Origin of the sequence: Hymenobacter sp. HSC-4F20 (assembly GCF_019599275.1) — a bacterium.
GTDB lineage: Bacteria > Bacteroidota > Bacteroidia > Cytophagales > Hymenobacteraceae > Hymenobacter.
Genome location: NZ_JAHZTD010000003.1, coordinates 236472 through 260410 on the forward strand (window position 1 = coordinate 236472; position 23939 = coordinate 260410).

Annotated in this window: 18 protein-coding genes; 9 read left to right on the plus strand and 9 right to left on the minus strand. The window is 61.6% G+C overall.

Annotated features, from left to right (window positions below; all coding sequences use genetic code 11):
* Positions 1-42 precede the first annotated feature (42 nt).
* Entirely contained in the window at positions 43-438 is a 396-nt protein-coding gene (locus tag K3G63_RS17045) for a response regulator (RefSeq protein WP_220615331.1), read from the plus strand.
* Positions 428-1474, plus strand: a complete 1047-nt coding sequence (locus K3G63_RS17050; RefSeq protein ID WP_220615332.1) for an adenylate/guanylate cyclase domain-containing protein — start codon at positions 428-430, stop codon at positions 1472-1474. Before K3G63_RS17045 ends, K3G63_RS17050 begins: the two co-directional genes overlap by 11 nt.
* 191 nt (positions 1475-1665) lie before the next feature.
* Here K3G63_RS17050 and K3G63_RS17055 read toward each other — a convergent pair whose 3' ends face one another.
* Complete coding sequence (locus tag K3G63_RS17055; RefSeq protein WP_220615333.1) at positions 1666-4368, minus strand: cyclic nucleotide-binding domain-containing protein; 2703 nt, start codon at positions 4366-4368, stop codon at positions 1666-1668.
* A gap of 103 nt (positions 4369-4471) precedes the next feature.
* On the opposite strand from K3G63_RS17055, the gene K3G63_RS17060 reads away from it, so the two are divergent.
* Positions 4472-5074 (plus strand): HD domain-containing protein, encoded by a 603-nt coding sequence (locus K3G63_RS17060; RefSeq protein WP_220615334.1) that lies wholly within the window; start codon positions 4472-4474, stop codon positions 5072-5074.
* 78 nt (positions 5075-5152) lie between these two features.
* Here K3G63_RS17060 and K3G63_RS17065 read toward each other — a convergent pair whose 3' ends face one another.
* Both K3G63_RS17065 and K3G63_RS17070 read right to left on the minus strand, forming a co-directional pair.
* The gene (locus K3G63_RS17065; RefSeq protein ID WP_220615335.1) at positions 5153-6211 is read right to left on the minus strand and encodes an MJ1255/VC2487 family glycosyltransferase; all 1059 of its coding nucleotides are present in this window, start codon (positions 6209-6211) and stop codon (positions 5153-5155) included.
* Positions 6212-6317: 106 nt separating this feature from the next.
* Positions 6318-7268 (minus strand): hypothetical protein, encoded by a 951-nt coding sequence (locus tag K3G63_RS17070; protein ID WP_220615336.1) that lies wholly within the window; start codon positions 7266-7268, stop codon positions 6318-6320.
* An 860-nt stretch (positions 7269-8128) separates the two neighbouring features.
* Between K3G63_RS17070 and K3G63_RS17075 the strand changes: the two genes are divergently transcribed.
* On the plus strand, positions 8129-8452 hold the full coding sequence (locus K3G63_RS17075; RefSeq protein WP_220615337.1) for a hypothetical protein: 324 nt from the start codon (positions 8129-8131) through the stop codon (positions 8450-8452).
* 93 nt (positions 8453-8545) lie between these two features.
* Here the strand turns inward: K3G63_RS17075 and K3G63_RS17080 are convergent, their stop codons facing one another.
* The 5 genes from K3G63_RS17080 to K3G63_RS17100 form a co-directional block, all read right to left on the minus strand.
* Positions 8546-9151: a DUF4136 domain-containing protein gene (locus K3G63_RS17080; protein WP_220615338.1), complete on the minus strand. Its 606-nt coding sequence runs from the start codon at positions 9149-9151 to the stop codon at positions 8546-8548.
* Between the two features lie 116 nt (positions 9152-9267).
* Positions 9268-9738: a GNAT family N-acetyltransferase gene (locus K3G63_RS17085; protein ID WP_220615339.1), complete on the minus strand. Its 471-nt coding sequence runs from the start codon at positions 9736-9738 to the stop codon at positions 9268-9270.
* A gap of 186 nt (positions 9739-9924) precedes the next feature.
* Complete coding sequence (locus tag K3G63_RS17090) at positions 9925-10320, minus strand: putative quinol monooxygenase (protein WP_259404538.1); 396 nt, start codon at positions 10318-10320, stop codon at positions 9925-9927.
* 114 nt (positions 10321-10434) lie between these two features.
* Positions 10435-12312: an ABC transporter ATP-binding protein gene (locus K3G63_RS17095; protein WP_220615340.1), complete on the minus strand. Its 1878-nt coding sequence runs from the start codon at positions 12310-12312 to the stop codon at positions 10435-10437.
* Positions 12313-12479: 167 nt separating this feature from the next.
* On the minus strand, positions 12480-12740 hold the full coding sequence (locus K3G63_RS17100; protein WP_220615341.1) for a hypothetical protein: 261 nt from the start codon (positions 12738-12740) through the stop codon (positions 12480-12482).
* A 195-nt stretch (positions 12741-12935) separates the two neighbouring features.
* Here K3G63_RS17100 and K3G63_RS17105 point away from each other — a divergent pair, with 195 nt between their 5' ends.
* Complete coding sequence (locus K3G63_RS17105; protein ID WP_220615342.1) at positions 12936-14474, plus strand: hypothetical protein; 1539 nt, start codon at positions 12936-12938, stop codon at positions 14472-14474.
* Between the two features lie 77 nt (positions 14475-14551).
* On the opposite strand, the gene K3G63_RS17110 is transcribed toward K3G63_RS17105, so the two are convergent.
* Positions 14552-16183 carry a catalase gene (locus K3G63_RS17110; protein ID WP_220615646.1) on the minus strand — a complete coding sequence of 544 codons (1632 nt, stop codon included), beginning with the start codon at positions 16181-16183 and terminating at the stop codon, positions 14552-14554.
* Positions 16184-16407: 224 nt separating this feature from the next.
* On the opposite strand from K3G63_RS17110, the gene K3G63_RS17115 reads away from it, so the two are divergent.
* From K3G63_RS17115 to K3G63_RS17130, 4 genes are all read left to right on the plus strand, one after another.
* The gene (locus tag K3G63_RS17115) at positions 16408-17610 is read left to right on the plus strand and encodes an MFS transporter (protein WP_220615343.1); all 1203 of its coding nucleotides are present in this window, start codon (positions 16408-16410) and stop codon (positions 17608-17610) included.
* Positions 17611-17698: 88 nt separating this feature from the next.
* Entirely contained in the window at positions 17699-19732 is a 2034-nt protein-coding gene (locus K3G63_RS17120; protein ID WP_220615344.1) for a DUF3857 domain-containing protein, read from the plus strand.
* Between the two features lie 172 nt (positions 19733-19904).
* Positions 19905-21950, plus strand: a complete 2046-nt coding sequence (locus tag K3G63_RS17125; RefSeq protein ID WP_220615345.1) for a DUF3857 domain-containing protein — start codon at positions 19905-19907, stop codon at positions 21948-21950.
* Positions 21950-23902: a DUF3857 domain-containing protein gene (locus K3G63_RS17130; RefSeq protein WP_220615346.1), complete on the plus strand. Its 1953-nt coding sequence runs from the start codon at positions 21950-21952 to the stop codon at positions 23900-23902. Before K3G63_RS17125 ends, K3G63_RS17130 begins: the two co-directional genes overlap by 1 nt.
* The last annotated feature ends 37 nt before the right edge of the window (positions 23903-23939 follow it).

Here is a 23939-nt window from a genome sequence, read left to right on the forward strand (position 1 = left end):
GCCTGCCCCGCTTCCTTCCACACTCTATTCGCGCAATTTCCCATGAAAATACTTGTTGTCGATGACGAAACCGACGTGCGCACGCTGTTCGAGCAGCGTTTCCGCCGGGAAATCCGCAACGGCCAGTTCTCGTTTTCCTTTGCCTACTCGGGCGAAGAGGCGCTTCGCTACCTGCACGAGCACGCCTCCGAGGTCGTGCTGATTCTTTCCGACATCAATATGCCGGGCATGAGCGGGCTGGAACTGCTCAAGCGCATCAAGCAAGAGTATGCCGCGCCCCCGCCCCCTTCGCCCCAGGTCATGATGATTACTGCCTACGGCGACGCCGACAGCCGCGCCGAGGCCCTGCAGCTCGGGGCCAACGACTTCCTGACCAAGCCCGTGGACTTTACCGCCCTCAAAGACAAACTTCTCCAGCTTGCCACCCATGAAAACTAAGATTCTCGTCGTGGATGATGAGGCGGACCTGGAGCTACTCATCAAGCAGAAATTCCGGCGTAAAATCCGGGAGAATGTGTACGAATTCGTGTTTGCCAGCAACGGGCAGGAAGCCCTGGACACGGTGCAGAAAACGCCCGATCTGGACATCATCCTCTCCGACATCAACATGCCCGTGATGGACGGGCTGACGCTGCTCACCAAGCTGCAGGAAGCCAACCCCGTGCTGAAAACCGTGATGGTATCAGCCTACGGCGACATGCAGAACATCCGCACGGCCATGAACCGCGGGGCCTTTGACTTCGTGACCAAGCCCGTGGACTTTCAGGATCTGGAACTTACCATGGACAAGACGGCCGCCCACGTGCAGCAGCTGCGCCAAACCCTGCGGGCCATCCAGGAAAACAACATCCTGAAAATGTACGTCGACGAAACGGTGCTGAACTTTGTGGGCAAGCCCGGCTTCGAGAGTACCTTAATGGCCAGCGAGCTGGTAGAAGCCACGGTGGTGTTTATTGACATCTGCGGCTTCACGTCGCTGTCGGAGGTGCTGCCGCCGGCCGAGGTCGTCGGTATGCTTAATACGTACTTCGACCAGATGGTGAAGGAGGTTATTGCCCAGGGCGGCTACATCGACAAGTTCATGGGCGACGCGGTTATGGCCGTGTTTCGGGGCGAGTACCACCTCGACCGGGCCGTGGACGCGGCCCTGGCCGTGCGCGCGGTGGTGCAGGCCAACCAGCACACCCTGCCCAACGGCAAGCCCTACCAGCCTCAGGTCAGCATCGGCATCAATACCGGCGAAATGGTGTCCGGCAACATCGGCTCGGCCTCCCTTAAACGCCTGGACTACACCGTCATCGGCGACAACGTAAACGTGAGCCAGCGCCTACAGTCTGTGGCTCAGCCCGGGCAGATTATCATCACGGAAGCTACTTATCAGCGCCTGAAAGAGTCGTTTCAGTGCAAGCCCATTAAGGAAGTAACGCTCAAGAACAAGGCCCAACCCGTAATGATTTACGAGGTGGTAGCGTAGCGGTGGAGCGGTGAGGGAGTAGGCGGCACACCAAGCCCGTATCGGCGCCACTCCCTACTGCCGCGACACGCCTATAAAATGCAAGAAGCCCGTACCCTCAGCGCTGCAGGTACGGGCTTCTTGCATTTTAGTAAGGGTAGTACAGTGGCTACGGCAAAGGCGTTGTCGTGCCGGGCCCTCCCCTTGCTTCCTCACCGATTTACCATCTCGTTCTGACGGCGCAGGCGTTGGCAGAGTACGCGCATGATATTACGTAGTACCTCGCTACGCTCTTCCATTACATCGTAGAAATCCTCTTGATCGAGGCGGAAGGCGACAACCGGGCCGTGGGCTACGGCCGTGGCCGAGCGGGGCTCGGCGTCGAGCAGAGCCAGCTCCCCGAAAAAGTCGCCCGAGCGGAAAGTGGCCAACTGCTGGGCGCCGGTGAAGATGCCCACCTCCCCCTCGTGCACGATAAACAGGGAGGCACCCAGGTCGCCTTTGGCGAAAATCTGCTGGCCGTCGTCGAACGCTACCTCCTTCATGATGGGCACAATGCTGCTGAGCACGTTCTCGGGGGTAGCTGCAAACAGCGCGGTGTTTTTAAGCAGTAAAACCCGCTCCTGGGCTGATAGATGGGAGGTGGATGCGTGGTGGTTCATGGTGAGAGTAGCTAACGTGGGCTGGGCCGCCAGCAGGTGCTGGTAGCCCTCGGGGGCGTTGCGGGCGAACTGTTCCAACACAACAAATGCAGCCTCCCGCACCAGCGGGCTGAGGCTGCGCAAGTGGGGTAGCACCCGGTTAATGGTGTAAGGAGTGGGCTGCCACTGCCGGAGTGCCACGCTCAGGGTCCAGTCGGAGTAGGTTTCTTCACCCTGCTCCACAATGCTGTGCACGATGGCTACGGCCTGGGGCAGGTTACCGAGCAGGGCATCGAGACGGCGGGTTTTCTCGGCGGCGGGAGCCACGTCGAGCAAGGTTTGCAGCGCCTGGTACACGGACCGCGCAATCAGGTTATCGAGCACTTCCAGAGCATTGGCCTGCCGCTCGCGCGCGGCGTGCTGCACGCCGCGCTGGGCATCGGCAATAAGCTGCGGGGGGTAGAGCTGAAGCAAGAGCCCGAACAGCCGCTGCTGACTGCGGCTCAGCTCGTACTCTAGGCCCGCCCGCAGCGGCGCGCTGGCCGTGGTGGCCTGGCCGTGCAGCAGGTGCTGGGCCAGCCGCAGCTCCTGCTGCACCAAGTCGTGAAAAACAGCTGCATCGGTTGGCTCCGGCTCGAAATTGCGCAGGGCGCGCAGGGCCGCCTCCCGCCGCAGGAGCCCCGGTTGCCGCGCCAGCTCGACCAGAATGCGCCGACTGGCGGGCCGGCGCACCTGCCCGCACACGTAAGCTGCCCGCCGCACAATGGCTTCGTTGGCACTGGTGCGCAGCGCCTCGGTCAGGGCCGGCAGGGCTGCTTCGCCCAGGTGCACCAGCCGCTCGGTAGCGGCGGCCCGGGTTGTCTTATCGGTTAGTTCGGAAAGAAGTTGCTGGAGGGTTGCCGCGTCAACGTTTTCGTTGGCAGCGGCTGAGGTATGGCCGTTGGAAGATGGCGCGGGAGCTGCCTCGGGGGCAGAAAACCGGCGGCTGACGGCGTGCTGCAGCTCGGCGAGGTAGTGGCCGTAGGTGCGGTAGAGCAGCAATAGCGCCCCCAGCGTCAGGGCCGCCATCCACGCAAACGTGATGTCGGCTCCCAGCTCTAGCCAGCCGTGTACTACAAACAACAGCACCCCGGCCAGGGCCATGCCCAGGGGCTCGTAGACGCCCTTGGCCAGCGTGTGCGCTTGCAGCCGCTCGTGGGCCGGCAGGGGCTGGAAGAGCACCAGAAAAACGGGGTCGAATACGGCTCGGCGCAGCACTTCCAACGCCAGAAACAGGGCGCAGAAGTACAGCATCATCCCGTCGTTGGGGCCCCGGGACTGAAACACCCCAAACAGCCCCAGCCCCACCAGAATAGTAGCCGGTAAGGCCAGCAACGTTCCGCGGAACCCAATCCGGTCGAGGGTCTGGCTGGTGAGCAGAAGCTTGAACACCAAGGCTAGCAGGTAAGTAACGGCCAGCACGCTGCCCAGGTAGCGCATAACCAGGGCCTGGTCGTGGAAGCGGTGCTTTACGTTCACAAAGAAGGAGTACTCTACCCCCGTGGTAACGGCCGCAATGGCCAGCATACTCAGGCACATGGTCAGCACCAGGCGACTGGAGCCAAACCACCGCTGCAGCCGCGGGGCCACGGTTTCGGCGCGCAACGCCCGCGCCGCCGAGCGGGCCTCGACCAGATGGGAGCGGCCCGTGGCTTGCAATACCAGCAAGGCGCCCAGGTACGCCCCGAAGGCCGTAAGCAGCAGCCAGAGCAACTCGGTGTGGTGGTGAATCAGAATAGCCAGCACGGCCCCGAGGGCCTTGGCGGGCATGTCGCCGGAGCTGATAACGCTGAACAGCCGACGGCTCTGGCGTACATCAAACACCACCGCCGACACGCCCCAGAATTCCAGGTTGGTGAGCAGGTAGATGACGCGGTAACCGGCCATGATGGCAATGGCTGCCAGCACCGAGTGTCCCACCGCCACGAGTACACCCAGCACCGCCGTGAGCACCACCACCGCCAGCAGCACCCGCACGGCCACCCGCTGCAGGCCCAGGTGGTGCTCGAAGTGGGCATACACCTTGCCAGCCGCCATCATCAGCAGGGCGGCTACCCCGTAAGCCAGGGGCAAGTTGCGCTCCGGGTGGTTTTCGAGCAGCAGCACATTGGCCGACACGTACACGAGAATGGTGCCGATACCCAGCAGGAAGTTGTGCAGAAAGAACAGCCCTACCGTCCGGCCTTCCTCGGGCCGGATGCCTAGTAGCTGCTGCCAACGCGCAAGTAGTGTCATTCGAGAAAGGAAGCTTGGAGCGAGAAGCTGCAAGATAGGGCTAGCCGCCGCACGGTGCCGGATTTTTCGTGTACTTACAGAACCCTACCCCTGCCCCGCCGCCATGGACTACCCCCGCGCCGAAGCCTACCTCCTCCACCGGCTGCACCACGAGCTGCCGCCCTCCCTTACCTACCACGGGCCCCACCACACCCTCGACGTGCTGGCGCAAGCCCAGGCGCTGGCCGCCGCAGAAGGCCTCCGCGACCTGGAGCAACTCCTGCTTCTGCGCACGGCGGCGCTCTACCACGACGCCGGTTTCCTTACCACCTACCAGGGCCACGAGGCCGCCGGCTGTGAAGTGGTCCGGCAGGTACTGCCGGGCTTTGGGTACTCTGCTGCCCACATAGAAGTAATTTGCACCTGCATCATGGCCACGCAGGTGCCCCAGAACCCGGGCGCTTGCTTGCTGGCCCGCCTCCTCTGCGACGCCGACCTGGACTACCTCGGCCGCTCCGACTTCTGGCCCATCAGCCGAACGCTGTTCGAGGAGCTGCGGGTGCGGAGCCCAGTGGCGGATGAGCGGGCCTGGAACCAGATTCAGGTGCAGTTCCTGACGGCGCACCACTACTGGACACCCAGCGCCCTGCACCGGCGCGAAACGGAAAAGCAAGCCCGCCTAGCGGAAATACAAGCTTGGCTGGCCGCGCCGGAAAATCAGTCCTGATGCTGAAAACCCAGGCGGGCCGGGGCCGCCCGTCCCGCCTGGGTCTCCCCACTTCCGGTGGCCGCCCCACCAGCGCCCCTACCCACCTACTCCGGCCAGCACTTCCTCCAAAGCCGCGAAGAGCTCCTCGTTGCCACGCTGCTCGTACGTACGCAGGGCGGCCTCAAAGCCGCTCAGGTCGTAGAGAAAGGCTTTCAGGTTGTCGGGGGTGAGGGCCGCAAAGTGGCGGCCGTAGCCCAGCTTCTCTACTTCCGCCGCGTTCAGGAACTGCTCGAACTGGGCCGGAATGGGTACGGCGCAGATGGGCTTGCGCAGGTACACGGCTTCGCTGATCAGGGAAAAGCCGCCGTTGGTTACCACGGCCCGGGCACTGGCCAAGTCGTCGAGAAAGCCCTGCTCGCTAAAGGCGCGCAACTGCACGTTGCCGTGGTCTTCTGCCTTGTTGAACCCGTACACCCGGAACTCCTGGCCGGGTAGCTGCTGCAGCTGCGCCACCAGGTCGCGCTGGGTAGTGGCCGACTGGTACACCAGCACGTGCTGGCCGCGGGTAGGCTGCAAAGCCAGCACCTCGGGCCGCAGAATGGGCGGCACCAGCGTGGTGCGCTCCTTAATGACGGGCAGACGGAAGAAGGTAGTAATGAGGTAGTGGTGGCTGCGCGGCAGCTTGGCCCGCACGATCTGCCGGGCCAGCTGCAGGTTACCGCGCTCCGCGGGTGGCACCTGTACGTCCAGCTGTGCCCGGCTGATAATCTGCATGTTATCAATGCTAATAACGGGCACTCCCTTCCACTTGGCAAACAGAAAGCTGAACGACTCGAAGTCGGAAATTACCACCTCGGGCTCAAAGCCGCCAAGCAGCTCCTGATACTTGCGGAAATTCACGCGCAGGTTGTCCGGGGCCGAGCGTAGCGTCAGGGCGGCCGTGCGCGCCTTGGACACGGTCAGTTCCCGGTAAGCCAGGTGAAAGCCCCGGATTTCGTGGACGAGGCCCGGGAAGTTGGCCGCCAGCATGTGGTAGGCCCGTGAGCTGCTGACTACACGCACGGTATGGCCCTGGCTGAGCAAATGCGCAAGTACTACCTTGCTGCGGGTGGCGTGGCCCAGCCCCTCGCCGGGCACTCCGTACAGAATATTCATTGGGTAATCCGTAACGCTGCTAAGTAGAATAAGTAGGGCGCGGTAAGTGCCTGCCCTCCGCGAAAAAGCCTCGCCATAGGCAGAGCTTTACGGCAGAAACCGGCGCTTAGCGCCGAGCCGTGGGAATGCGGAATTGCAGCCCCAGGCTAGGAATAAAGGTGAAGCCTTTCAGGCGAGTGGTTCTGTTGTTCAGCAGTTGATACTCACCGTAGTTCTGGTAGTACACCGACAGGGCCGGAATAAAGTAGGCGTAGCGGTAGCCCAGTTTGGCGTTGAAAAAGGCCCCGAAGGAGCTGAAGCTGCGCCGGGCCGTGGGCAGCTCGGGCACTTTGCCCGTCACATAGCTGCTGCCGGGGCCGTTGTAGAGGTTGCCGGGGGTCAGGCCGTAGCGGAGGAAGCTGTGGGCGTACACCACCCCGTAGGAAATGGCCCCGATTTCCTCTTCCACACCCAGCGACTTGCTGAATACCAGCGGCACCAGTAAATCGTGGCGCGTGGCCCGAAAGCCGAGCAGGTCGTTCACATTGTCGAGGAAGGGAATGCTGGGCAGCTTGGCCCGCTGGGTAGCGTACTGCAGTCCGATACTGCCATAGGTGGCGCCGGCCTGCCGGCTGCCGGGGTTTTCGGGCGTACCCGTGGGCCCCATAAATTGGTACATGGCATCGAACACATGCGAACCAAAGGCGTACTTGTAGCCTACATCAACCCGCTCAGCCAAACCGTAGCGAAGGTATAGGTCGGAGGAAGGGCGCACCGGGTCGAGGATATAGGCCAGGGCCGCTACCTGTAGGTTATCAACCGTCTGGCTGTAGTAAACGCTGTCTTTGGAAGCCTGGTTAGCCAGGTCCTTGGCCGCCGACTTGATCGTAGAACCCAGCTTGCCAATGGTTTGGGTAGGGGCGTTGAAGGACACGTTGCCTCCCACCCGGAACTCGCCCTTGGGCGTTACCTTGCCGGTACTGACAATGGCGCGCGGTGCCGTGCAGGAAGCCGTAAACAGTAGGCCGGCGCTGGCGGCCAGGGTGAGCAGGCTACGGAAGGAGAAGAAACGATGCATAGAATAGAAAAGTAAAAGCCAAATGGCCGGCCCACGGCCAAAACCAGGCCGAAAGTAGAAAAAGCGTGGCACTACCCCGGCTTTTCGGGGCCAGAACCTTTCCAGCCTACCGGGCCGCTGTGCCCGCCTACCAGCCGGCTCGCCGCAACACGAACCAGGGAGCCGCCTAGTACGCCAGCCACCTACGCTATACGTCCCCTCCGGCCGTTTGTCTGCACTGGCCGCCGGCTGCCTTGTATACTTAGTATACCCTGCTCTACTCGCCAAACGCCGAAAATCCATACTCTTTCTCTTCCGCCTCTGGCCACTGTATGCTCCCATTTTACCTTGATGAACAGCTTGTTTGTACGGCGGAGCCTGCCGACAGCCCCCTACTCGATTTCGTGCGCTATACCCGGCACCTGACGGGTACCTAAATCGGGGAGGGTTAGGAGGGAGGCTGCGGGGCTTGCACCGTGCTGGGGGCGAGGTGGCCCCGGATAGCGGTGCACTACCAGGCCATGCCCTCCTACCTAACGCCGCTGGGCACTACCCAGAGCAAACATACGGTAACAGTGGAAGGCACGAGCGCAGCGCGCGGCCTGCTTAGGCTCGTATAGCAGACCATTGTAGCAGAAAGAGAGAAAGTCGTAGTGCGAATTTTGTTCCGCGGGGTTTGGAATGCCGCTGACGGGCCACGTCCTCAGCTCCCAGCCTAGCACCCTGGAAACGCTCTGGTTTCTATTGACGGCAACGTCTGCCGCTGCACGGGCTACAAAAGTCTGGAGCGGGCCGCGGCATTATTGCAGCAGCTCACCTAGCGGCACAAAGCTCTGCTCCGGCTAGCCGAGCATAGCTTTGTGCCCAGCTACTTCGCTCACATGCCCGGCACGCTCACGCCTCTATGCTCCCTGGTGGCCACCCACGATTCTGCTACCCAAGCTGCTACCCCCACACCCTACCGGCGCAACGGCTCATCCTGGGCTGGGGTACCAACCGTATTGGGGCAACGCCCGGAGCAGCTACGCACCGCCGCAATGAAGCTGGTGTACGACCAGCCGACCCCACGCGGTATCCGACGTACCGAGGAGAGCACTATTGTGCTGGGCGCAGCCACCATAGCCCAGCAGTTTCCTAGCCTACCCCTGCCCTCCCCCGCGACCTGGCAGTATATGCGCGTGCGGCAGCCTGCCTACGCCAGCTGACGGGAGTAGTACTACTGTGCTCGAAAGCCACGGCAGCAGCCCGGGCCGAAGAGGGCAAAATGGTAACTAATGTTCTGCCCACTGACTAAGCATCTATTCGCCCGTTTCCCGATCGGCGTTCGTGCCCTCCAGATACCCCGCGGTAAAGACGTGGTACTGGTCGAAGATAGAACGCACGGAGCGGCGGAGCACAATTTCGCCCTGGGGCCCCGAGGGTACGCTTACACCGGAGGCATAGCCGTTCCATACCGCTCGGTTGGTACGGTTGTCGATGAGGGTGACCAGCAAAGTTCCTTCGGAGAGCAACAGGCGCACGGGCTGGTAGCCCTTACGCTCATCGGCGGGCGTCTCCTCATCCTCGGTGCTACCTCGCTCTACCCACTTGGTAAAGTCGTCCTGGCTGTAGCCGCGGAAACGCATGTCGCCCTCGAACAACCGGAAATTCACCAGCAAATCGGGGCGCCGGTTGGCGGGCCGGTAGCCCTGAATTTTCATGCGTGCGCGAATGGCATCGCGCACAGCCTGGCCGAGCCGGCTGGTATCGGAGTTGATGCCGTCACCGCTGATAAACTCGTAGGTGCGGTAGCGCCGGAACTGCCCGGCGTAGCTGTAGTCTGATTCTACCCGCGCCTCGCGCGACATAAGGCACCCGGACAGCAGAAGGCTGCCGCCGGCCAGCAGAGTAGCAAGCAATTTCATAGGCCCGGAAAAGTTAGGAGCATGAGGTTCCTAAATTACGAAACCTAGTGTGCTTTCAGACTGCTGGTTATGGGTAAAATTATGGGTCGAGCCAGGAAACGGCATTAGAAGGAAAGCTAGCCGGTTTTTGCGGATGCAGTACTTTTTTCAAGCACTAGCGTAAGGCCGCGCCCACCCTGGACGGTACCCACAATATCGAACCCGAACCGCAGATTCAGCAGGAGCATAGCCCGCCAGCGGTTGAAGGTTTGGGTACGGATGGTATGGTAGCCCTGCGCTGCACACCACGCATGCTGCTGCCGCATCAACTCGGCGGCCAGGCCCTGGCACCGGTGGTCTGGGTGTACCCCGCCCAGCCAACTATAGTAGTGCCCGGGCTTACGCTCGTATCCCAGCTTGCAGGCTACCGGTTGGTCACCGGAAAAGGCCAGCCACACCTGCACGGGCTGCCGACTTTGCTGGTAGCGCAACTCACTTTCCCAATCAAGAACAGATGTATCAGGAAATATCTGGTGAAGCAGACCAGTTAGGGCGTTGCAGTCTGTAGCGGCGGACAGGGTTGGGAGAAAACGGAATGTCTGGTTCATGCGCGGTAAGGTAGGCGCAGTATCACATGCTATGAATCAATTCAGAAAGCCTACAAGTTCTACGCTACCTCTTCTTAATATCAGGAAAAATAATCAACCTGATTTCTTTATGCTTATTACAATTTCTAAACCTTAGGTTTTATAAAACAGCATCATACTGTTTAAAGTATATAGCCGCCTTATAAGTTACTTTTTCAGCTTACGAAATATTTTAGGCATGGCCTCAGCATCTACGGCTTCCATATCAATGAGCTTCAACGATTTTACCATGCTAAGCGTCGTGGTCTTGTATTTTTGAAAATGGGGGGTTGTTAAATGTAGCTCATACGCCTCCTTGCTGGCATAAATTTCCAAAATCCTCACCAAGCCAGGGTTATCCTTCTGATACATTGGGTATATGGAAATAACACCTGGCTCCAACCTTACCGATGCGTTGGATTCTTCTTGAAGAATTGCCTTGTATTCTTCTAGATACCCCGGTTGAATTTCTATTTCCGCTATCCGAATCATCATCTTATTCTTTTGAGCAAAAGCGCCAGAGCATGACAGCAAAACAAATAGTAGACTTAATAAGCTCTTCATATGCGTTGATGTTAATTCCTTTAACCAGAAAAAACCGGCATCCTTTCTACAACAAACAGCCCACTAGCTGCTCCTAATAACTTCCGGATTACCGAAATTAGTTTAGGCAACTTGTTACTGATAGCCAGCAGCCTGCAGCTGAAACAGCTCGGCGTAACGGCCGCCGCGGGCCAGCAGCTCCGGGTGACTCCCGATTTCCACGAACTGCCCATTTTCGATGACCAGAATCCGGTCGGCCATGCGCACGGTGCTGAAGCGGTGCGAAATCAGCACGGCGGTTTTGCCCTGGGTCAGGTCCTTGAACCGCTGGAAGACCTCGTACTCGGCACGAGCATCGAGGGCGGCGGTGGGCTCGTCGAGGATGAGCAGCTGGGCGTCGCGCATGTAGGCACGGCCCAGGGCTATTTTCTGCCACTCGCCACCGCTCAGGTCTACGCCCCCGTTGAAGCGGCGGCCTATCATTTGGTCGTAGCCCTGGGGTAGCTTGGCAATGACGGAATCGGCCAGGCTTTGGGCAGCAGCCTGCTCAATACGCGGCCGGTTATCTTTCTGCTCGATGCGGCCCACGGCCAGGTTCTGGCCCGCTGGCAACTGAAAGCGCACAAAGTCCTGGAAAATCACCCCAATTTCCTGGCGCAGCTCGGCTGGGTCGTACTCCCGCAGGTCGTAGCCATCGAGCAGGATGCGCCCTTCGGTGGGGTCGTAGAGGCGGGCCAGCAGCTTCACGAGGGTAGTTTTGCCGGCCCCGTTTTCGCCTACCAGGGCCAGCTTTTCGCCGGCCTGCAGCGTGAAGTTGAGGTAGCGCAGGGCCCACTTTTCGGCGTTCCGATACTTAAACCCCACATTCTCGAACCGGAATCCTTCGCGGATGGGCCGCGGAAACGGCCGCACCAGCTGCGACTCGTTGCGGCGGATCCGGGGCTGCAGGTGGAAGAAGTCAAAGAAATCCTGCAGGTACAGCGCGCCTTCGGCCACCGAGCTGAAACGGCTGAGAATGCCTTCCAGCAGTCCGCGCATCCGGCCGAAGGAACCCGCCAAGAACGTAAGCTGCCCAATGGAAATCTGCCCGCGCACGGCTTGGCTGATGATATAGACGTAGGCGGCATAGTAGCCGCCCGCCCCTACGGCAGCGAAGAAGGTGCCCCAACCGGCCCGCCGAATTACTAGGCTTTTGTTTTGCTGGTAAAACTCGTCGGACAACGTCCGGAACCGGTCAATCAGAAAGCCCGACAGCCCGAAAATCTTGACTTCCTTGGCCGTTTCATCCGATGCACCAGTCTGACGGAGGTAGTCCAACTCGCGCCGCTCAGGCGTCCAGCCGTGTACCAGCGAGTAGCTGCGCTCATTAAAGTGCGACTCGCCCAAGAACGCCGGCACCACCGCTACCAGCAGCAGCAGCAGCAGCCACGGGTTGAAAGCAGTGAGCCCGACGGCCAGAAACACCATCGTAATAAAGTCCTGGGCCTGGCTGAGCACCTGGGCCATGAGCACGGTGCGCGAAAGGGTCTGGCGGCGTGCCCGCTCCAGCTTGTCATAGAATGTGCTATCCTCGAACTGGTCGAGGTCCAGCTCGGCCGCGTGCTGCATGAGGCGCACGGAGGTTTGGTTGGCAAACAGGTCGCCGAGCAGCGAATCGAGCAGGGCAACGCCGCGCCCTAGCGCATCGGAGAGAATTGCCAGCCCAAATTCCAGGGCCACCAACGTCAGCACGGGAGTTAACGCCCGCTCGGCGGCCGGCTGGCGGCTGAGTTGCACTACCGTGTCGAGGATAAGCTGCCCAACGTAGAGCATGGCTACCGGTAAGGCAGCCCGCAACAAGCGAAGCGCCACGTTGCCCAGCGTCAGGGCCGGGCTGGTTTGCCACACCAGGCGCAAGAACTCCGGCAGGTTTTTCAGCGCCGAGAACCGCTCCTGCACCGTGAGGCTGGGCTTGCCGTCGGGGCGTGGTTTCTTAGCTGATATAGTAGAGAAAAAGGAATCGGAACGAGCCATATTCCGGCTATACGGCACACTCCGCGCCGAAGTGCTGCATCAGCCGTTTTGGCAGAGTATGCAGGGTAGGAAACAGGAGCAGCTCAGGCGGGCCGTTACCCGAAAGGTCCGGCTGCGTGCAGCCGGACCTTTCAAAGAAACTAGCAGTACAAGGTGCCCGACAGCCCTTACGCATTCATAATCTTGCCCTGGTTGTCCCAGTGGCTATGCTTGACGGTCATGGTGCCGGGCTCGCGCTTGATGGTGCGCGTAAACCGCTCGCCCACAATTTTGCCGTCGGGGCGGCGCTTGCCGAAGAACAGGACCACCGGCTCCCCGTTTTCATTTGTCAGAAAGGTAATGTCATAGCCCTTGAACACGTCGTTGATGCGGGCCGAAGGCTCGTAGATTTTGCTGAGCTTCTTGTCTAGTTCGTGGTGGAGTGGCATGGTTGTACAGAAAAGGGTTATGGGTAGTGTACGGGGCATTTTCGGAAGCGGTATAGTGTTGAGGTAGGCCGGCGTTGCTCCATCCTTAGTGCCCACTACCCTATTCGAAGCGGAAGAGCGTTACTTTACAGCAGTAATTTCTTGCCGCGCGTACATACCGGTTGGGCTTGCGTAATCTGCCCGTTTGCATTCCTTATGCTGCATAGCATTCTGTTTTCTGCCTTCGATGATGTAGCCCGCCAGGCCCAGTACGTAGCGGTGAAAGCCGCTCTGGAAGCGGAGCTTACGGCCTTTCCGACCCTGCTGCTGGGCAACTTTGAGGTGGAAGGCGAGGTAGTCGATGCGCTGGTGGTGCGCCCGCACAGCCTCACCGTACTCCTGTTTGTGCCCGAGGGCGGATTGCTCGACATCGACACCCCACAAGATGGGGCGTGGCGGCTAGGCTCCTACACCCTCCAGGGCGATGAACACGCGGCCAACCCCTTCGAGCAGTTCCTGCGCCAACAGGAAGCCCTTGCCCGCTGGCTGAGCACCCAGCTGCCCACTAGTTCGGTGCAGCCCGAGCTGATTACCGGGGTAGTGCTCTTTGCGGGTCCCGTGCAGTTTGGGCCAGGGGTAGAAACCTACCTGCGCCGGCAGCCTGGGGCCGAAAGCTTCCAGCTGCTGGCCGAACTGCCTCAGCTTCCGCGCCGCCTGCGCCAGCTCAGCAACCCCGAAATCAACTTCCCCAACGACGAGCTCCTGGCCTGGGCGCAAGTGCTCAAAGATTCTCCTACCCCATCCGAAGAGGCCAACCACGATGAGCCCGGTAGCAGCTACTGGGAACAGAAGGCGCGGCAGCTCTGGCGCTGGCTGGGAGCCGAAGACATTCCGCACGACGCGCCCTACGGCTCGGCGGCCGAAGCCGTGGCCGCCAGTGAGCAGGAAATGCACCGCCTGGAGCAGCTCAGCCAGCAGGTGCGGGCCGAGCTGGCTCAGCAGCGGCAGGAAATGGAAGCCCGCGAGGCCGAACGGGAACGAAGCATTGAGCAGCTGCGGGCTCAGCTGACGCAAGCACCCGGCCCGGCCGCTGAGGTAGCCGCCCTGCAGGCCCGCCTAGCCGCCGAAACTCAGGAGAAAAACCGCCTGGAAGAAGCCATCCGAGCGGCGCAGCAGGAGTCGGCGGTGCGTAACCAGGAGCTGGACGCGCGCATTCAGCAGTTGAGCCACCTGATTCAGCAACTGCAGCGCCAGCCGGAACCGGTGGCTGCAGCAGCCCCGGCGGCCGCTGCTCCGATTATTGTTCCGCCTCGCAAGGTAGCGCCCCCCGTAGCGCGGCCAGTCCCGGCTAGCGGCAACCTGCTACCCCGCGGCTCCTGGCGCATCCAGTGGCCACGGGTGCTGATGGTAGTGGTCATTATTCTCGGCATCGGCGGCGGGGTGTGGGGAGTAATCAATCTAGTGCATAACCGCTTTGCGGCCGCGCCCTCTCCTACCCGCACGAACAATTCCAACCCTCAGCGCCCAACCGAAGAGGCGACGGTGCCCTCACTCACCGATATCCAGCCCGACACTATTGTTGTGGCCGACGAGGAAGGCGCGGCTTCCGAGCCAGCTCCTACCCCCGAAACTACCGACAACCTTGCCGCTGATAGTGCCAGCCAGGAAGATGCGGGGCTGTATGAATCGGGAGAAGAAACTCCGGAGGAAACCAGCTCCGATACTGCGGCCGTCGAAAGTCAGCTGCCGGAATAATACTCGCTGTATAAGCAAAAAGGCCCCAGCCAAGTTGACTGGGGCCTTTTTTCAATACGTAACGGCGGAAACCCGAATTAGTAGGGCTTGGCTTCGTGCCCGATTTTCTCGGCCTGCTGAGCTGCTTCCGAGCTCTTGGCGTCGTTGTACTGGTTGCCGCCTTCGGCCGTTTTGCCGGCTTTGGCTTGCTGCAGCCCTTCGGCCAAGCGGCGGCCATATTCGGCGTCGCACTGGGTGCACAGGTCAATCATCTTGTCCTGAATCACCTGGGCAGCATCGGTGAGGGCGCCTACCAGGTTGTTGATAAGGTCATCCTTTTCCCAGTCTTCGTGCAGATTCCACCGCTCACCGGCCTGCTTGAAGTTGTTGGTGCGGTCGATGCTCTCCCGGATCAGGCGGCCTTCGTAGCGGGGCGTGTGGTCGGGGAAGGTGCGGGGCGCTTCCTTCAAGCCGCTCAAGGATGAAGGCTCGTAGTTCACGCTCAGGTTCTGGCCCGGGGCCGAATCCACGTGGTAGGTCATCTGCCCGTCGCGCTGGTTGGTGGCTACGTGCTTTTTGGGCGCGTTGATGGGCAGTTGCAGGTAGTTGGCCCCCACGCGGTAGCGCTGGGTATCCGAGTACGAGAACGTGCGGCCCTGCAGCATCTTGTCGTCCGAGAAGTCGAGGCCATCGACCAGTACGCCGGTACCGAAAGCGGCTTGCTCTACCTCGGCGAAGTAGTTCTCGGGGTTTTTGTTCAGCGTCATCTTGCCTACGGGCAGGAAGGGGAACTGCTCCTGGGGCCAGATTTTGGTGTCGTCGAGCGGGTCGAAGTCCAGCTCCGGGTGCTCGTCGTCGCTCATGATCTGCACGCACAGCTCCCACTGCGGGAAGTCGCCTTTGGCAATGTGCTCGAACAGGTCCTGGGTAGCGTGGTTGAAGTTTTTGGCCTGAATGGCTTCGGCTTCCTGGGCCGTCAGGTTCTTGATGCCCTGCAGCGGCTCCCAGTGGTATTTCACCAATACGGCTTCGCCCTTGTCGTTCACCCACTTGTAGGTGTTCACGCCCGAGCCCTGCATCTGGCGGTAGTTGGCCGGAATGCCCCAGGGTGAGAACAGGAACGTGACCATGTGCATGGCCTCCGGGGTGTTGCAGATAAAGTCGAAAATACGCTCCCCGCTCTGGCGGTTGGTTACCGGGTCGGGCTTCTGGGAGTGAATCAGGTCGGGGAACTTGATGGCGTCGCGGATGAAGAACACCTTCAGGTTGTTGCCTACCAGGTCCCAGTTGCCGTCTTCGGTGTAGAACTTCACGGCGAAGCCGCGGGGGTCGCGCAGGGTTTCCGGCGAGTGGCCGCCGTGTCCTACCGTCGAGAAACGCACGAACACGGGCGTTTGCTTGCCGGCCTGCTGGAACAGCTTGGCGCGGGTGTACTTGCTGATGGGCTCGTCGCCTACCTTGCCATAGGCCTCGAATACGCCGTGAGCACCAGCGCCGCGGGCGTGCACCACCCGCTCCGGAATCCGCTCCCGGTCGAAGTGGCTGATTTTCTCCAGAAACTGGTAGTTTTCCAGCGTAGCCGGACCGCGGTTACCCACGGTGCGCAGGTTCTGGTTGTTGCTGACGGGGTGGCCCTGGCGGGTGGTCAGGGTGTTAGCATCTTCGCCGCTGGCCGTGCGCTGGTCGTACGACGAACCGGTGCCGGTCACGGCCGTGCCGGTTCCCGACATAGCGTCGCCGGAAGCGGCGGAGTGGCCGTTTTGCGCTTGATTCTGCTGGTCTTGTGCCATACCTGATGTTGTGTGAGTGATGGGTGTAATACCGGCAAGGTACACCAGAGGTTAGGTCTAGTGGAGAATTTTTCTCCGAAAGAATTTTGGCATTTTCCTTCCTGCCCGGCCGAAACCACGTTTTATACGGCCGCCCGAAGCTTCAGGAGCTACCTTTGCCCTCCATGTCTGCTCCTTCCCCGACTGCTCCTGCTCCCGTGTACACCATCGGCTTCTGGCTGATGTGCCTCTCGTCGCTCCTGTTTTTCATGAGCTTCAATATGCTCCTGCCCGAGCTGCCCGACTACCTCACGCGCCTGGGCGGGGCCGAGTACAAGGGCTTCATTATTGCCCTGTTTACCCTCACGGCCGGCCTTTCGCGCCCCTTCAGCGGCAAGCTGGCCGATACGGTGGGGCGCATTCCGGTAATGGTGTTTGGCTCTTTGGTGTGCTTTGTCTGCGGGTTCTTCTACCCCTTCACGGCCACGGTAGCCGCGTTTCTGGGGCTGCGGCTGCTGCATGGCTTTAGCACGGGCTTCAAGCCCACTGGCACGGCCGCCTTCATTGCCGACATCATTCCCTATGCCCGGCGCGGCGAGGCTATGGGCCTGCTGGGGGTAGCGGGTTCGTTGGGCATGGCGGCCGGACCCATGCTGGGCTCGTTCCTGGCCGAGCAATTCTCCCTCAATACCATGTTCTACTGCTCCTCGGGGCTGGCGCTGCTGAGCCTGGTGGTGCAGGGAACCATGACGGAAACTCTACCCCAGGCTCAGCGCCAACCTTTCCGCTGGAGCCTGCTGCGCCTGGACTGGAGTGAGGTGCTGGAGCCCCGGGTGCTCAAGCCGGCCCTCGTGACACTGCTGTGCCTCTTTCCTTTTGGGGCGGTGCTCACCGTCATTCCCGACCAGAGCCGCCTGCTGGGCCTCACCCACGGCAGCAAGGGCCTGTTCTACACCTGCTACACCGGCGCCTCCCTGGTTATTCGCCTGCTGGCCGGTCGTGCTTCCGACCGGTACGGGCGCGTGCCGGTGCTCATTGGCTCCTCGGCCCTGATGGCCCTGGCGTTGGGCCTGATGGCCCTGGCTACTTCGGTGCCGGTGTTTCTGGGCGCGGCCATTCTGTTTGGGCTGGCTACGGGGCTGAACTCGCCTACCCTCTACGCCTGGACGGTAGATTTGAGCCACCCCGAGCGGCGGGGCCGGGCCGTGGCTACCATGTACATTGCTCTGGAAGCCGGCATCGGGCTGGGCGCGTTGCTGGCCGGCTGGCTGTATGCCAATGAGCCCGCCCACCTACCCCTGGTGCACGGCCTGAGTGCCGCCATGGTGGCCGCAGCTCTACTCTACCTGCTGCGGCAGCCGCGCACCAGTCCTGTTATGGTTGAGTAAGACTTGCTAGCTCGCGGGGTTTTCAATAGCTTTGCTGCACCCCGGGCCTGCCCGGATAGTTTATATTTCCCAAAGCTATTCTCGTCGGATGATTATGCGTGTTAGCCCTACCGTGTGGCGCGGGGTCCTGAGCGGGTTGCTGCTCACCCTGCCAGCCCTGGGGCGGGCCCAGGAAGTTCCCCTTCGCTTTGGCAAGCTGGACGCCAAGGAAGCCGCCGAACTGCTGGCCCGCCCGGCCCCCGACTCGGCCGCGGCAGAGGTAGTGTGCGACTTCGGACAATCCAAAATTCAGGGTGGCCAGGAAGGCTTCGAGTTGCGCTTCGAGCGCACCGCCCGCCTATTGATCCGGCGCCGCCCGGGCTACGAGCATGCTACCGTGCGGGTGGTGCTCTACCACGACACCAAAAACGGCGAGCAGGAGCAGATTCAGCAGCTCAAGGGCATTACCTACAACCTGAGCGGCAAGGAGCTGACCAAGGATGCGCTCCGCACCGAGGCCGTGTTCAGCCGCAAGCTCTCCGACCGCCTCGATGAGTACGCCTTCACCTTGCCCAACGTGCGCGAAGGCTCCATCCTGGAGTTTACCTACGTGATTCGCTCGCCCTTCCTGTTCAACCTCCAGGACTGGCAGTTTCAGCAGGAAATACCCGTGCGCTGGAGCGAGTACCGGGTGCAGATTCCAAGCTTCTACCGCTACAAGGAAATAACCCGCTCCTACTGGCCCTTTGCCGCCAACGAAACGGGCGCCGCGCCCTACTCCACCGCCTACCGCGAAAGAGTCCGGGATTCATATGGGGTTAGCTCCAGCGCCACCGAACGCGCTTATACCATTACCACCCAGGCGCTTACCCGGCGCTGGGCCCAGAAAGATATGCCGGCCTTCCGGGCCGAGCCCTTCCTGACGACGGAAAACGACTACCTGAGCCGGGTGGATTTTGAGCTGGAACGCATCCAGTTTGACGCCGACCGTGACCCGCAGTTTGTGGTGGGCACCTGGGGCCAGATTGAAAAGGAGCTGCTGGAGCAGGAGGGGTTTGGGGAGTACCTGACGCTCGACTCGCCGCTGGCAGCCGGCGCAGCGGCCCTGCGCACCATGCCGGACCCAGCCGCCCGCGCCGCCGCGGCCCGCCGGCTGGTGCAGCAGGCCGTAGGCTACTCGGGCACGGCCTCGCTCTATGCCCGCGCTACCCCCAAGCGGGTGCTGGAAACGCGCCAGGGCAATGCCGCTGAGGTAAATCTGCTGCTGGTACGCGCCCTGCGCGAAGCTGGCCTGGAAGCCCAGCCTCTGCTGCTGAGCACCCGCAGCCACGGCCAGATTCAGACGGAGCTGCCCGTGCTCAGCCAGTTCAACTACGTGGTGGCCCACGTGCGCCTGCCCGGCGACAAGGAACTGCTGCTCGACGCCACCGACCCTACCCTGCCCGGGGAGCTGCTGCCCCAGAACTGCCTGAACGGGCAGGGCCGCCTGCTCGGGCCGGCCGGGCGCTGGGTTCCGCTGGTTTCGGCCACACCCCACCTGCGCTACACCCACGCCCGCTTGGCGCTTGATGCCCAGGGCAGCCTGCAGGGAACCGTGCGCCAGGAGTACGCCGGCTACGCCGCCACCGAGTACCGACAGCCCCTGGCTGCCCTGCGCCAGCAGTGGCAGCAGGCCCACCCCGACTGGCAGGTGGAAAAAGCGGAAGCCACTACCGACGACCTGTCCCGCCCCGTAATCCTGACCCTGGCGGCCCGCCTGCCCGGAGCCGAGGCGCGCCCCGCTACCCTCTACGTGCGCCCCCTGGCCCAGCTCGGTATTCCGGCTACCCCCTTCCAGCAGCCCGACCGCCTATATCCCCTGGATCTGGGCAATAGCCGTCGGCTGGACTACTTGCTGGAGCTGACGTTGCCCGCGGGCTACGCGGCTACTGAGCTACCCGCAGCGGCCACGCTTTCCTTGCCCAATGATGGCGGCCGCTTTATTTTCCAGGTGGTGCAGCCCACGCCCCAGACCCTGGCCATTACCGGCAGGCTACACCTGGCCAAAACCCGCTATTCGGCTCAGGAGTACGCGGCCGTGCGCGAGCTATACGCCCGCGCCCTGGCCAAGCTGGCCGAACCCATTGTGCTGCAGCGGCAGTAGCGGCTTTTCCCCGTTTGCGTGTGTGCCCGCTACTCGTGATATTTAGCTGTCGGCCGTTTCCCGGTGCTGCTTTTATCCCGTTGCCGCATTTTAGCCCCGTTCTGGCTTCCGCCAGCCCCAGTGTCCTACCCTAGCTATATCCTAACTTACCCTTTTTCCTACCCCTGTTGGTATGATGCAACCTCTACTCCGCCAGCTGCTACTAGCCGGTATCTGCAGCGCCGCGTCCGTGTCGCTGGCCCAGGCCCAGGCCGAGCCTATCAAGTTCGGTAAGATTGACGAGCGAGACCTGACCGGGCAGAACTTCGTGGCCGACAGCGCCGCTCCCGCCGTGGTTCTATGCGACTTCGGCCGCTCTACCTTCGACTACAGCGAAGGTCAATTTCGAGTGATTTTTGAGCGGGTCGCCCGTATCAAGATCCTAAAAAAAGCAGGCTACGAACACGCCACGGTAGAGGTGCCACTCTACCACCGCGGCACCTCGGAGGAAAAGCTGACCGGGTTGCGCGGCTTCACTTACAACTTGGTGAATGGGCAGGTAGTCAAGGAAAAGCTCAATTCCGAGTCTATATTCCGAGAAATCAGTACTCCTAATATTACCATCCGCAAGTTCACCATGCCCAACGTGCGCGAGGGCTCTGTTGTGGAGTTTACCTATACCGTGGCGTCGGAATTTACCTTCAACTTCCAGGACTGGAAGTTTCAGTCGGACATTCCGGTGCGCTGGAGCGAATACCGGGCGGCTATTCCAGAGTACTTTGATTACAAGATGCTGATGCAGGGCTACGAGCCCCTGGAGGTGCAGGAACGCACGGAAGGCACCACGCAATACACCATCCGGTGGTCATCCAACATAGACTCGCGCACGGGCCAGCGCGAATCAGGCGGGGCGGGCGTGGTAACGCCGCGCGTAACCAACTACCGCTGGGCTATGAAGAACGTTCCTGCCCTGCGCGAGGAGCCCTACATGACCACCACCGACGACTATATCGCCAAGATTGACTTCGAGTTGGCCGGCACCAAATGGCCCGATGAGCCCTACAAGGCAGTAGCAAACACCTGGGAAAAGATTGACCGGGAGCTGCTCAACGAAGAAAACCTGGGGGCTCAGCTTAGCCGCGGCGGCTTTCTGAAGGAACAATTGGCCCCGCTGCTGGCCCAGCATACGGAGCCCGCCGCTCGCGTAGCGGCTATTCATGACCTAGTGCGCCGGGCCGTGAAGTATAATGGCAATACTGGCATCCTGACCTCGGGTAACCTGCGCCGGGTGTACGAGCAGAAAACCGGCTCGGCCGCCGACATTAACCTGCTGCTGGTTGCGGCCCTGCGCGAGGCCGGCCTGACGGCTAATCCGGTACTACTAAGCACCCGCAGCCACGGCCGGATGGAAACCAATGTGCCCTTAATCAGCCGGTTTAACTACGTGCTAGCCCACGTAGCCCTGCCCGAAGGCAAAACAATGCTGGTAGACGCTACCGAAGAGCTGGCTCCGTGCGGTATGCTACCCTACCGCTGCCTGAACGGGGTAGGGCGCCTGCTGCTGCCCAAAGAAGGAGAATCGCGTTGGGTGGAGCTAAAGCCCGCCGACCGTCTGCTCACGTACCGCCAGGTAAACCTGACGGTGGATAATACCGGAGCCCTCAGCGGCAAGGTACACCAAGAGCACGGCGGCTACCTGGCCCTGACGCAGCGCGAAAAATTGCGCAAGCTGGGCGAGAAAAAGTACGTGGAAGAGCTGGCTGCCGGGCACGAAGGCTGGAGTGTGCCAAAGTTCACCTTCAAGGAACGTGACACTTTCCACAAGCCCCTGACCCTGGAGTATGAGTTTACTGCGGCGGGCGGCGAAACGCCTGCTGGCACCATCTACCTCAACCCGCTGCGGCATTTCGGCACCGATAAAAATCCCTTCCTGCACGAGGACCGTCGCTTTCCCGTGGACTTCGGCACTGCCCTCGACGAAACGGTGCTCATAAACATTACCCTACCCGCTGGCTACGAGTTAGAGGAAACCCCTAAAGGCATGGCGGTGGAAATACCCGAGGGCGGCGGACGCTTCCTCTACAGCGTGCAGCCGGGCCAGGGGACGCTCCAGATCATCAGCCGCCTAAGCCTGATGCGCCCCGTGTATTCGGCGGAGGAATACGCCCATCTACGCGAGTTTTTCACGCACGTCATCACCAAGCAGGGCGAGAAGCTGGTGCTTAAAAAGAAAGCCTGATGCGTACGTTGCTAGCGGCTCTGACGATGGGAGCCAGCCTTTCCTTTCCCACCACCTCCTGGACAGTTGCCGGCCCGGCTCCCAAATATGCGGTAGCATCCATGCCGGCCGCCCTGCGCGAAAATGCCCACGCCGTAGTGCGCCGCCACGAGGAAACCCTGACGGTGAAATCGGTGGGGCGCACGGTGGAAACCTTGCGCCGGGCCGTGACGGTGCTCGATGAAGCCGGCTCCCGCTGGGCCAGTGAGTTGGTATACTACAGCCAGCTCAACAGCATTAGCTACTTCCGGGGTAGCGTATACGATGCCGAGGGCCGGCTGCTGCGCCAGCTGCGGGCCGCCGACGTCCAAGACATCAGCCTCTCCGACGGCTTTAGCCTGGCCTCCGATGCCCGCGGCCGCGTGGCCGATCTGAGCCAGCCTACCTATCCCTACACCGTGGAGTTTGAGTACGAGGTAGTTTCCGACAACCCTCTGTTTTACTCCACCTGGCGGCCCCAGCCGGTGGAGCAGCTGAGCGTGGAGCAGGCCTCTTTTCGGGTGCTGATGCCCACGGGCCTGCCCCTGCGCTACCAGGAGCAGCACCTGCCCGCCGGCGCTGCTCAGGCCCGACGTACTCAGGGGGGCCAGGAAGTGTACGAGTGGCAGGTGCATGACCTGGCCGCCCGTGAGGAGGAGCCTGATGCGCCTTCGGTAGCCGAAGTTACACCGGCCGTACTGACGGCACCCGCCGAGTTTGAGGTAGAAGGCCATGCAGGCCGCCTAGCCTCCTGGGCCGACCTGAGCCGCTGGACCTACGAGCTGAACGCCGGCCGCGACGCCCTACCTCCCGCCTTGCAAGCCAAAATGGCGGCCCTGAAGCAGGAAGTGCCCGACGAGCGGGCCCGCATTCAGAAGGTGTACGAGTTTCTGCAGACCACCACTCGCTACGTATCCATTCAGCTGGGGCTGGGCGGCTGGCAAACCTTTCCAGCCACTTCCGTGGCCGCCAACGGCTACGGCGACTGCAAAGCCCTGACTAATTACTGCAAGGCCTTACTGGGGGCGGCCGGCATCCGGGGCCACGCCGCCCTGGTGCGGGCCGGCTCCGATGAGCAGGATATCCGCGTGGACTTCCCCAGCTCCCAGTTCAACCACGTGGTGTTGTGCGTGCCGCTGGCCCACAGCGCCCGCCCCGATACCGTGTGGCTGGAGTGCACTAGCCAGAGCAACCCCTTCGGCTACATGGGCGGCTTTACCGGCAACCGCCACGCCTTGCTGCTGCTTCCGGAAGGCGGCCGCCTAGTGCCCACCCCCCGCTACGGAGCCCCAGAAAACCGCCGCGAGCGGCTGGCCGACGTGTTCGTGGATGCCCAGGGTAATGCCACCGCCACCCTGCGGACCCTGCGCACCGGGCTGGAGTATGATGCCGTGGCCGACCTGCCCGGGCTAGACTTGGCCGAGCAAAAAAAGCGTATTGGCAGCCGCCTGTCCTTGGCCAACTTTGCCCTCACCAAAGTAGCCTTCCGGCCTACCCCGCCCGGTGCAGCCGTGCCGGGCCTGACGGAGAACCTGACCCTGACGCTTCCTGCCCTGGCTCCGCCCAGCGGGAAGCGGGTGTTTCTGACGCCCAACCTGCTCAGCCGATGGTCGGCGCCGGCGGCCTCAGTAGGTGAGCGGCAAACTGATCTATGGCTGGGGCATGCGCTTACATATACCGACACCGTGCGCCTGCACCTGCCCGCCAGCCTGCAGCCCGAGCAGTTGCCGGCACCAGTGCAGCTCAGCACTCAGTTCGGGACCTACTCCAGCCGGCTGCATACCCTCCCTGATGGGACTCTGCAGTACATCCGGCGGCTGCAGGTGCCCCGCACTCGCTTTTCCCGCACCGAATATCCGGCCTACCTGGAGTTTCGGCGCAAGATCAGTGCGGCCGACAAAGCGCAGGTGGTGCTGCTGAAAACCGATGCCTAGGCTAGTGCAGTAATCTGCAACCAGTGCGCCTACCTCC

Excerpts from the sequence above, each read along its gene's own strand:
- K3G63_RS17045 (WP_220615331.1), top strand. The coding sequence starts at position 43 with ATGAAAATACTTGTTGTCGATGACGAAACCGACGTGCGCACGCTGTTC.
- K3G63_RS17050 (WP_220615332.1), top strand. The coding sequence starts at position 428 with ATGAAAACTAAGATTCTCGTCGTGGATGATGAGGCGGACCTGGAGCTA.
- K3G63_RS17055 (WP_220615333.1), bottom strand. The coding sequence starts at position 4,368 with ATGACACTACTTGCGCGTTGGCAGCAGCTACTAGGCATCCGGCCCGAG.
- K3G63_RS17060 (WP_220615334.1), top strand. The coding sequence starts at position 4,472 with ATGGACTACCCCCGCGCCGAAGCCTACCTCCTCCACCGGCTGCACCAC.
- K3G63_RS17065 (WP_220615335.1), bottom strand. The coding sequence starts at position 6,211 with ATGAATATTCTGTACGGAGTGCCCGGCGAGGGGCTGGGCCACGCCACC.
- K3G63_RS17070 (WP_220615336.1), bottom strand. The coding sequence starts at position 7,268 with ATGCATCGTTTCTTCTCCTTCCGTAGCCTGCTCACCCTGGCCGCCAGC.
- K3G63_RS17075 (WP_220615337.1), top strand. The coding sequence starts at position 8,129 with ATGCCCGGCACGCTCACGCCTCTATGCTCCCTGGTGGCCACCCACGAT.
- K3G63_RS17080 (WP_220615338.1), bottom strand. The coding sequence starts at position 9,151 with ATGAAATTGCTTGCTACTCTGCTGGCCGGCGGCAGCCTTCTGCTGTCC.
- K3G63_RS17085 (WP_220615339.1), bottom strand. The coding sequence starts at position 9,738 with ATGAACCAGACATTCCGTTTTCTCCCAACCCTGTCCGCCGCTACAGAC.
- K3G63_RS17090 (WP_259404538.1), bottom strand. The coding sequence starts at position 10,320 with ATGAAGAGCTTATTAAGTCTACTATTTGTTTTGCTGTCATGCTCTGGC.
- K3G63_RS17095 (WP_220615340.1), bottom strand. The coding sequence starts at position 12,312 with ATGGCTCGTTCCGATTCCTTTTTCTCTACTATATCAGCTAAGAAACCA.
- K3G63_RS17100 (WP_220615341.1), bottom strand. The coding sequence starts at position 12,740 with ATGCCACTCCACCACGAACTAGACAAGAAGCTCAGCAAAATCTACGAG.
- K3G63_RS17105 (WP_220615342.1), top strand. The coding sequence starts at position 12,936 with ATGCTGCATAGCATTCTGTTTTCTGCCTTCGATGATGTAGCCCGCCAG.
- K3G63_RS17110 (WP_220615646.1), bottom strand. The coding sequence starts at position 16,183 with ATGTCGGGAACCGGCACGGCCGTGACCGGCACCGGTTCGTCGTACGAC.
- K3G63_RS17115 (WP_220615343.1), top strand. The coding sequence starts at position 16,408 with ATGTCTGCTCCTTCCCCGACTGCTCCTGCTCCCGTGTACACCATCGGC.
- K3G63_RS17120 (WP_220615344.1), top strand. The coding sequence starts at position 17,699 with ATGATTATGCGTGTTAGCCCTACCGTGTGGCGCGGGGTCCTGAGCGGG.
- K3G63_RS17125 (WP_220615345.1), top strand. The coding sequence starts at position 19,905 with ATGATGCAACCTCTACTCCGCCAGCTGCTACTAGCCGGTATCTGCAGC.
- K3G63_RS17130 (WP_220615346.1), top strand. The coding sequence starts at position 21,950 with ATGCGTACGTTGCTAGCGGCTCTGACGATGGGAGCCAGCCTTTCCTTT.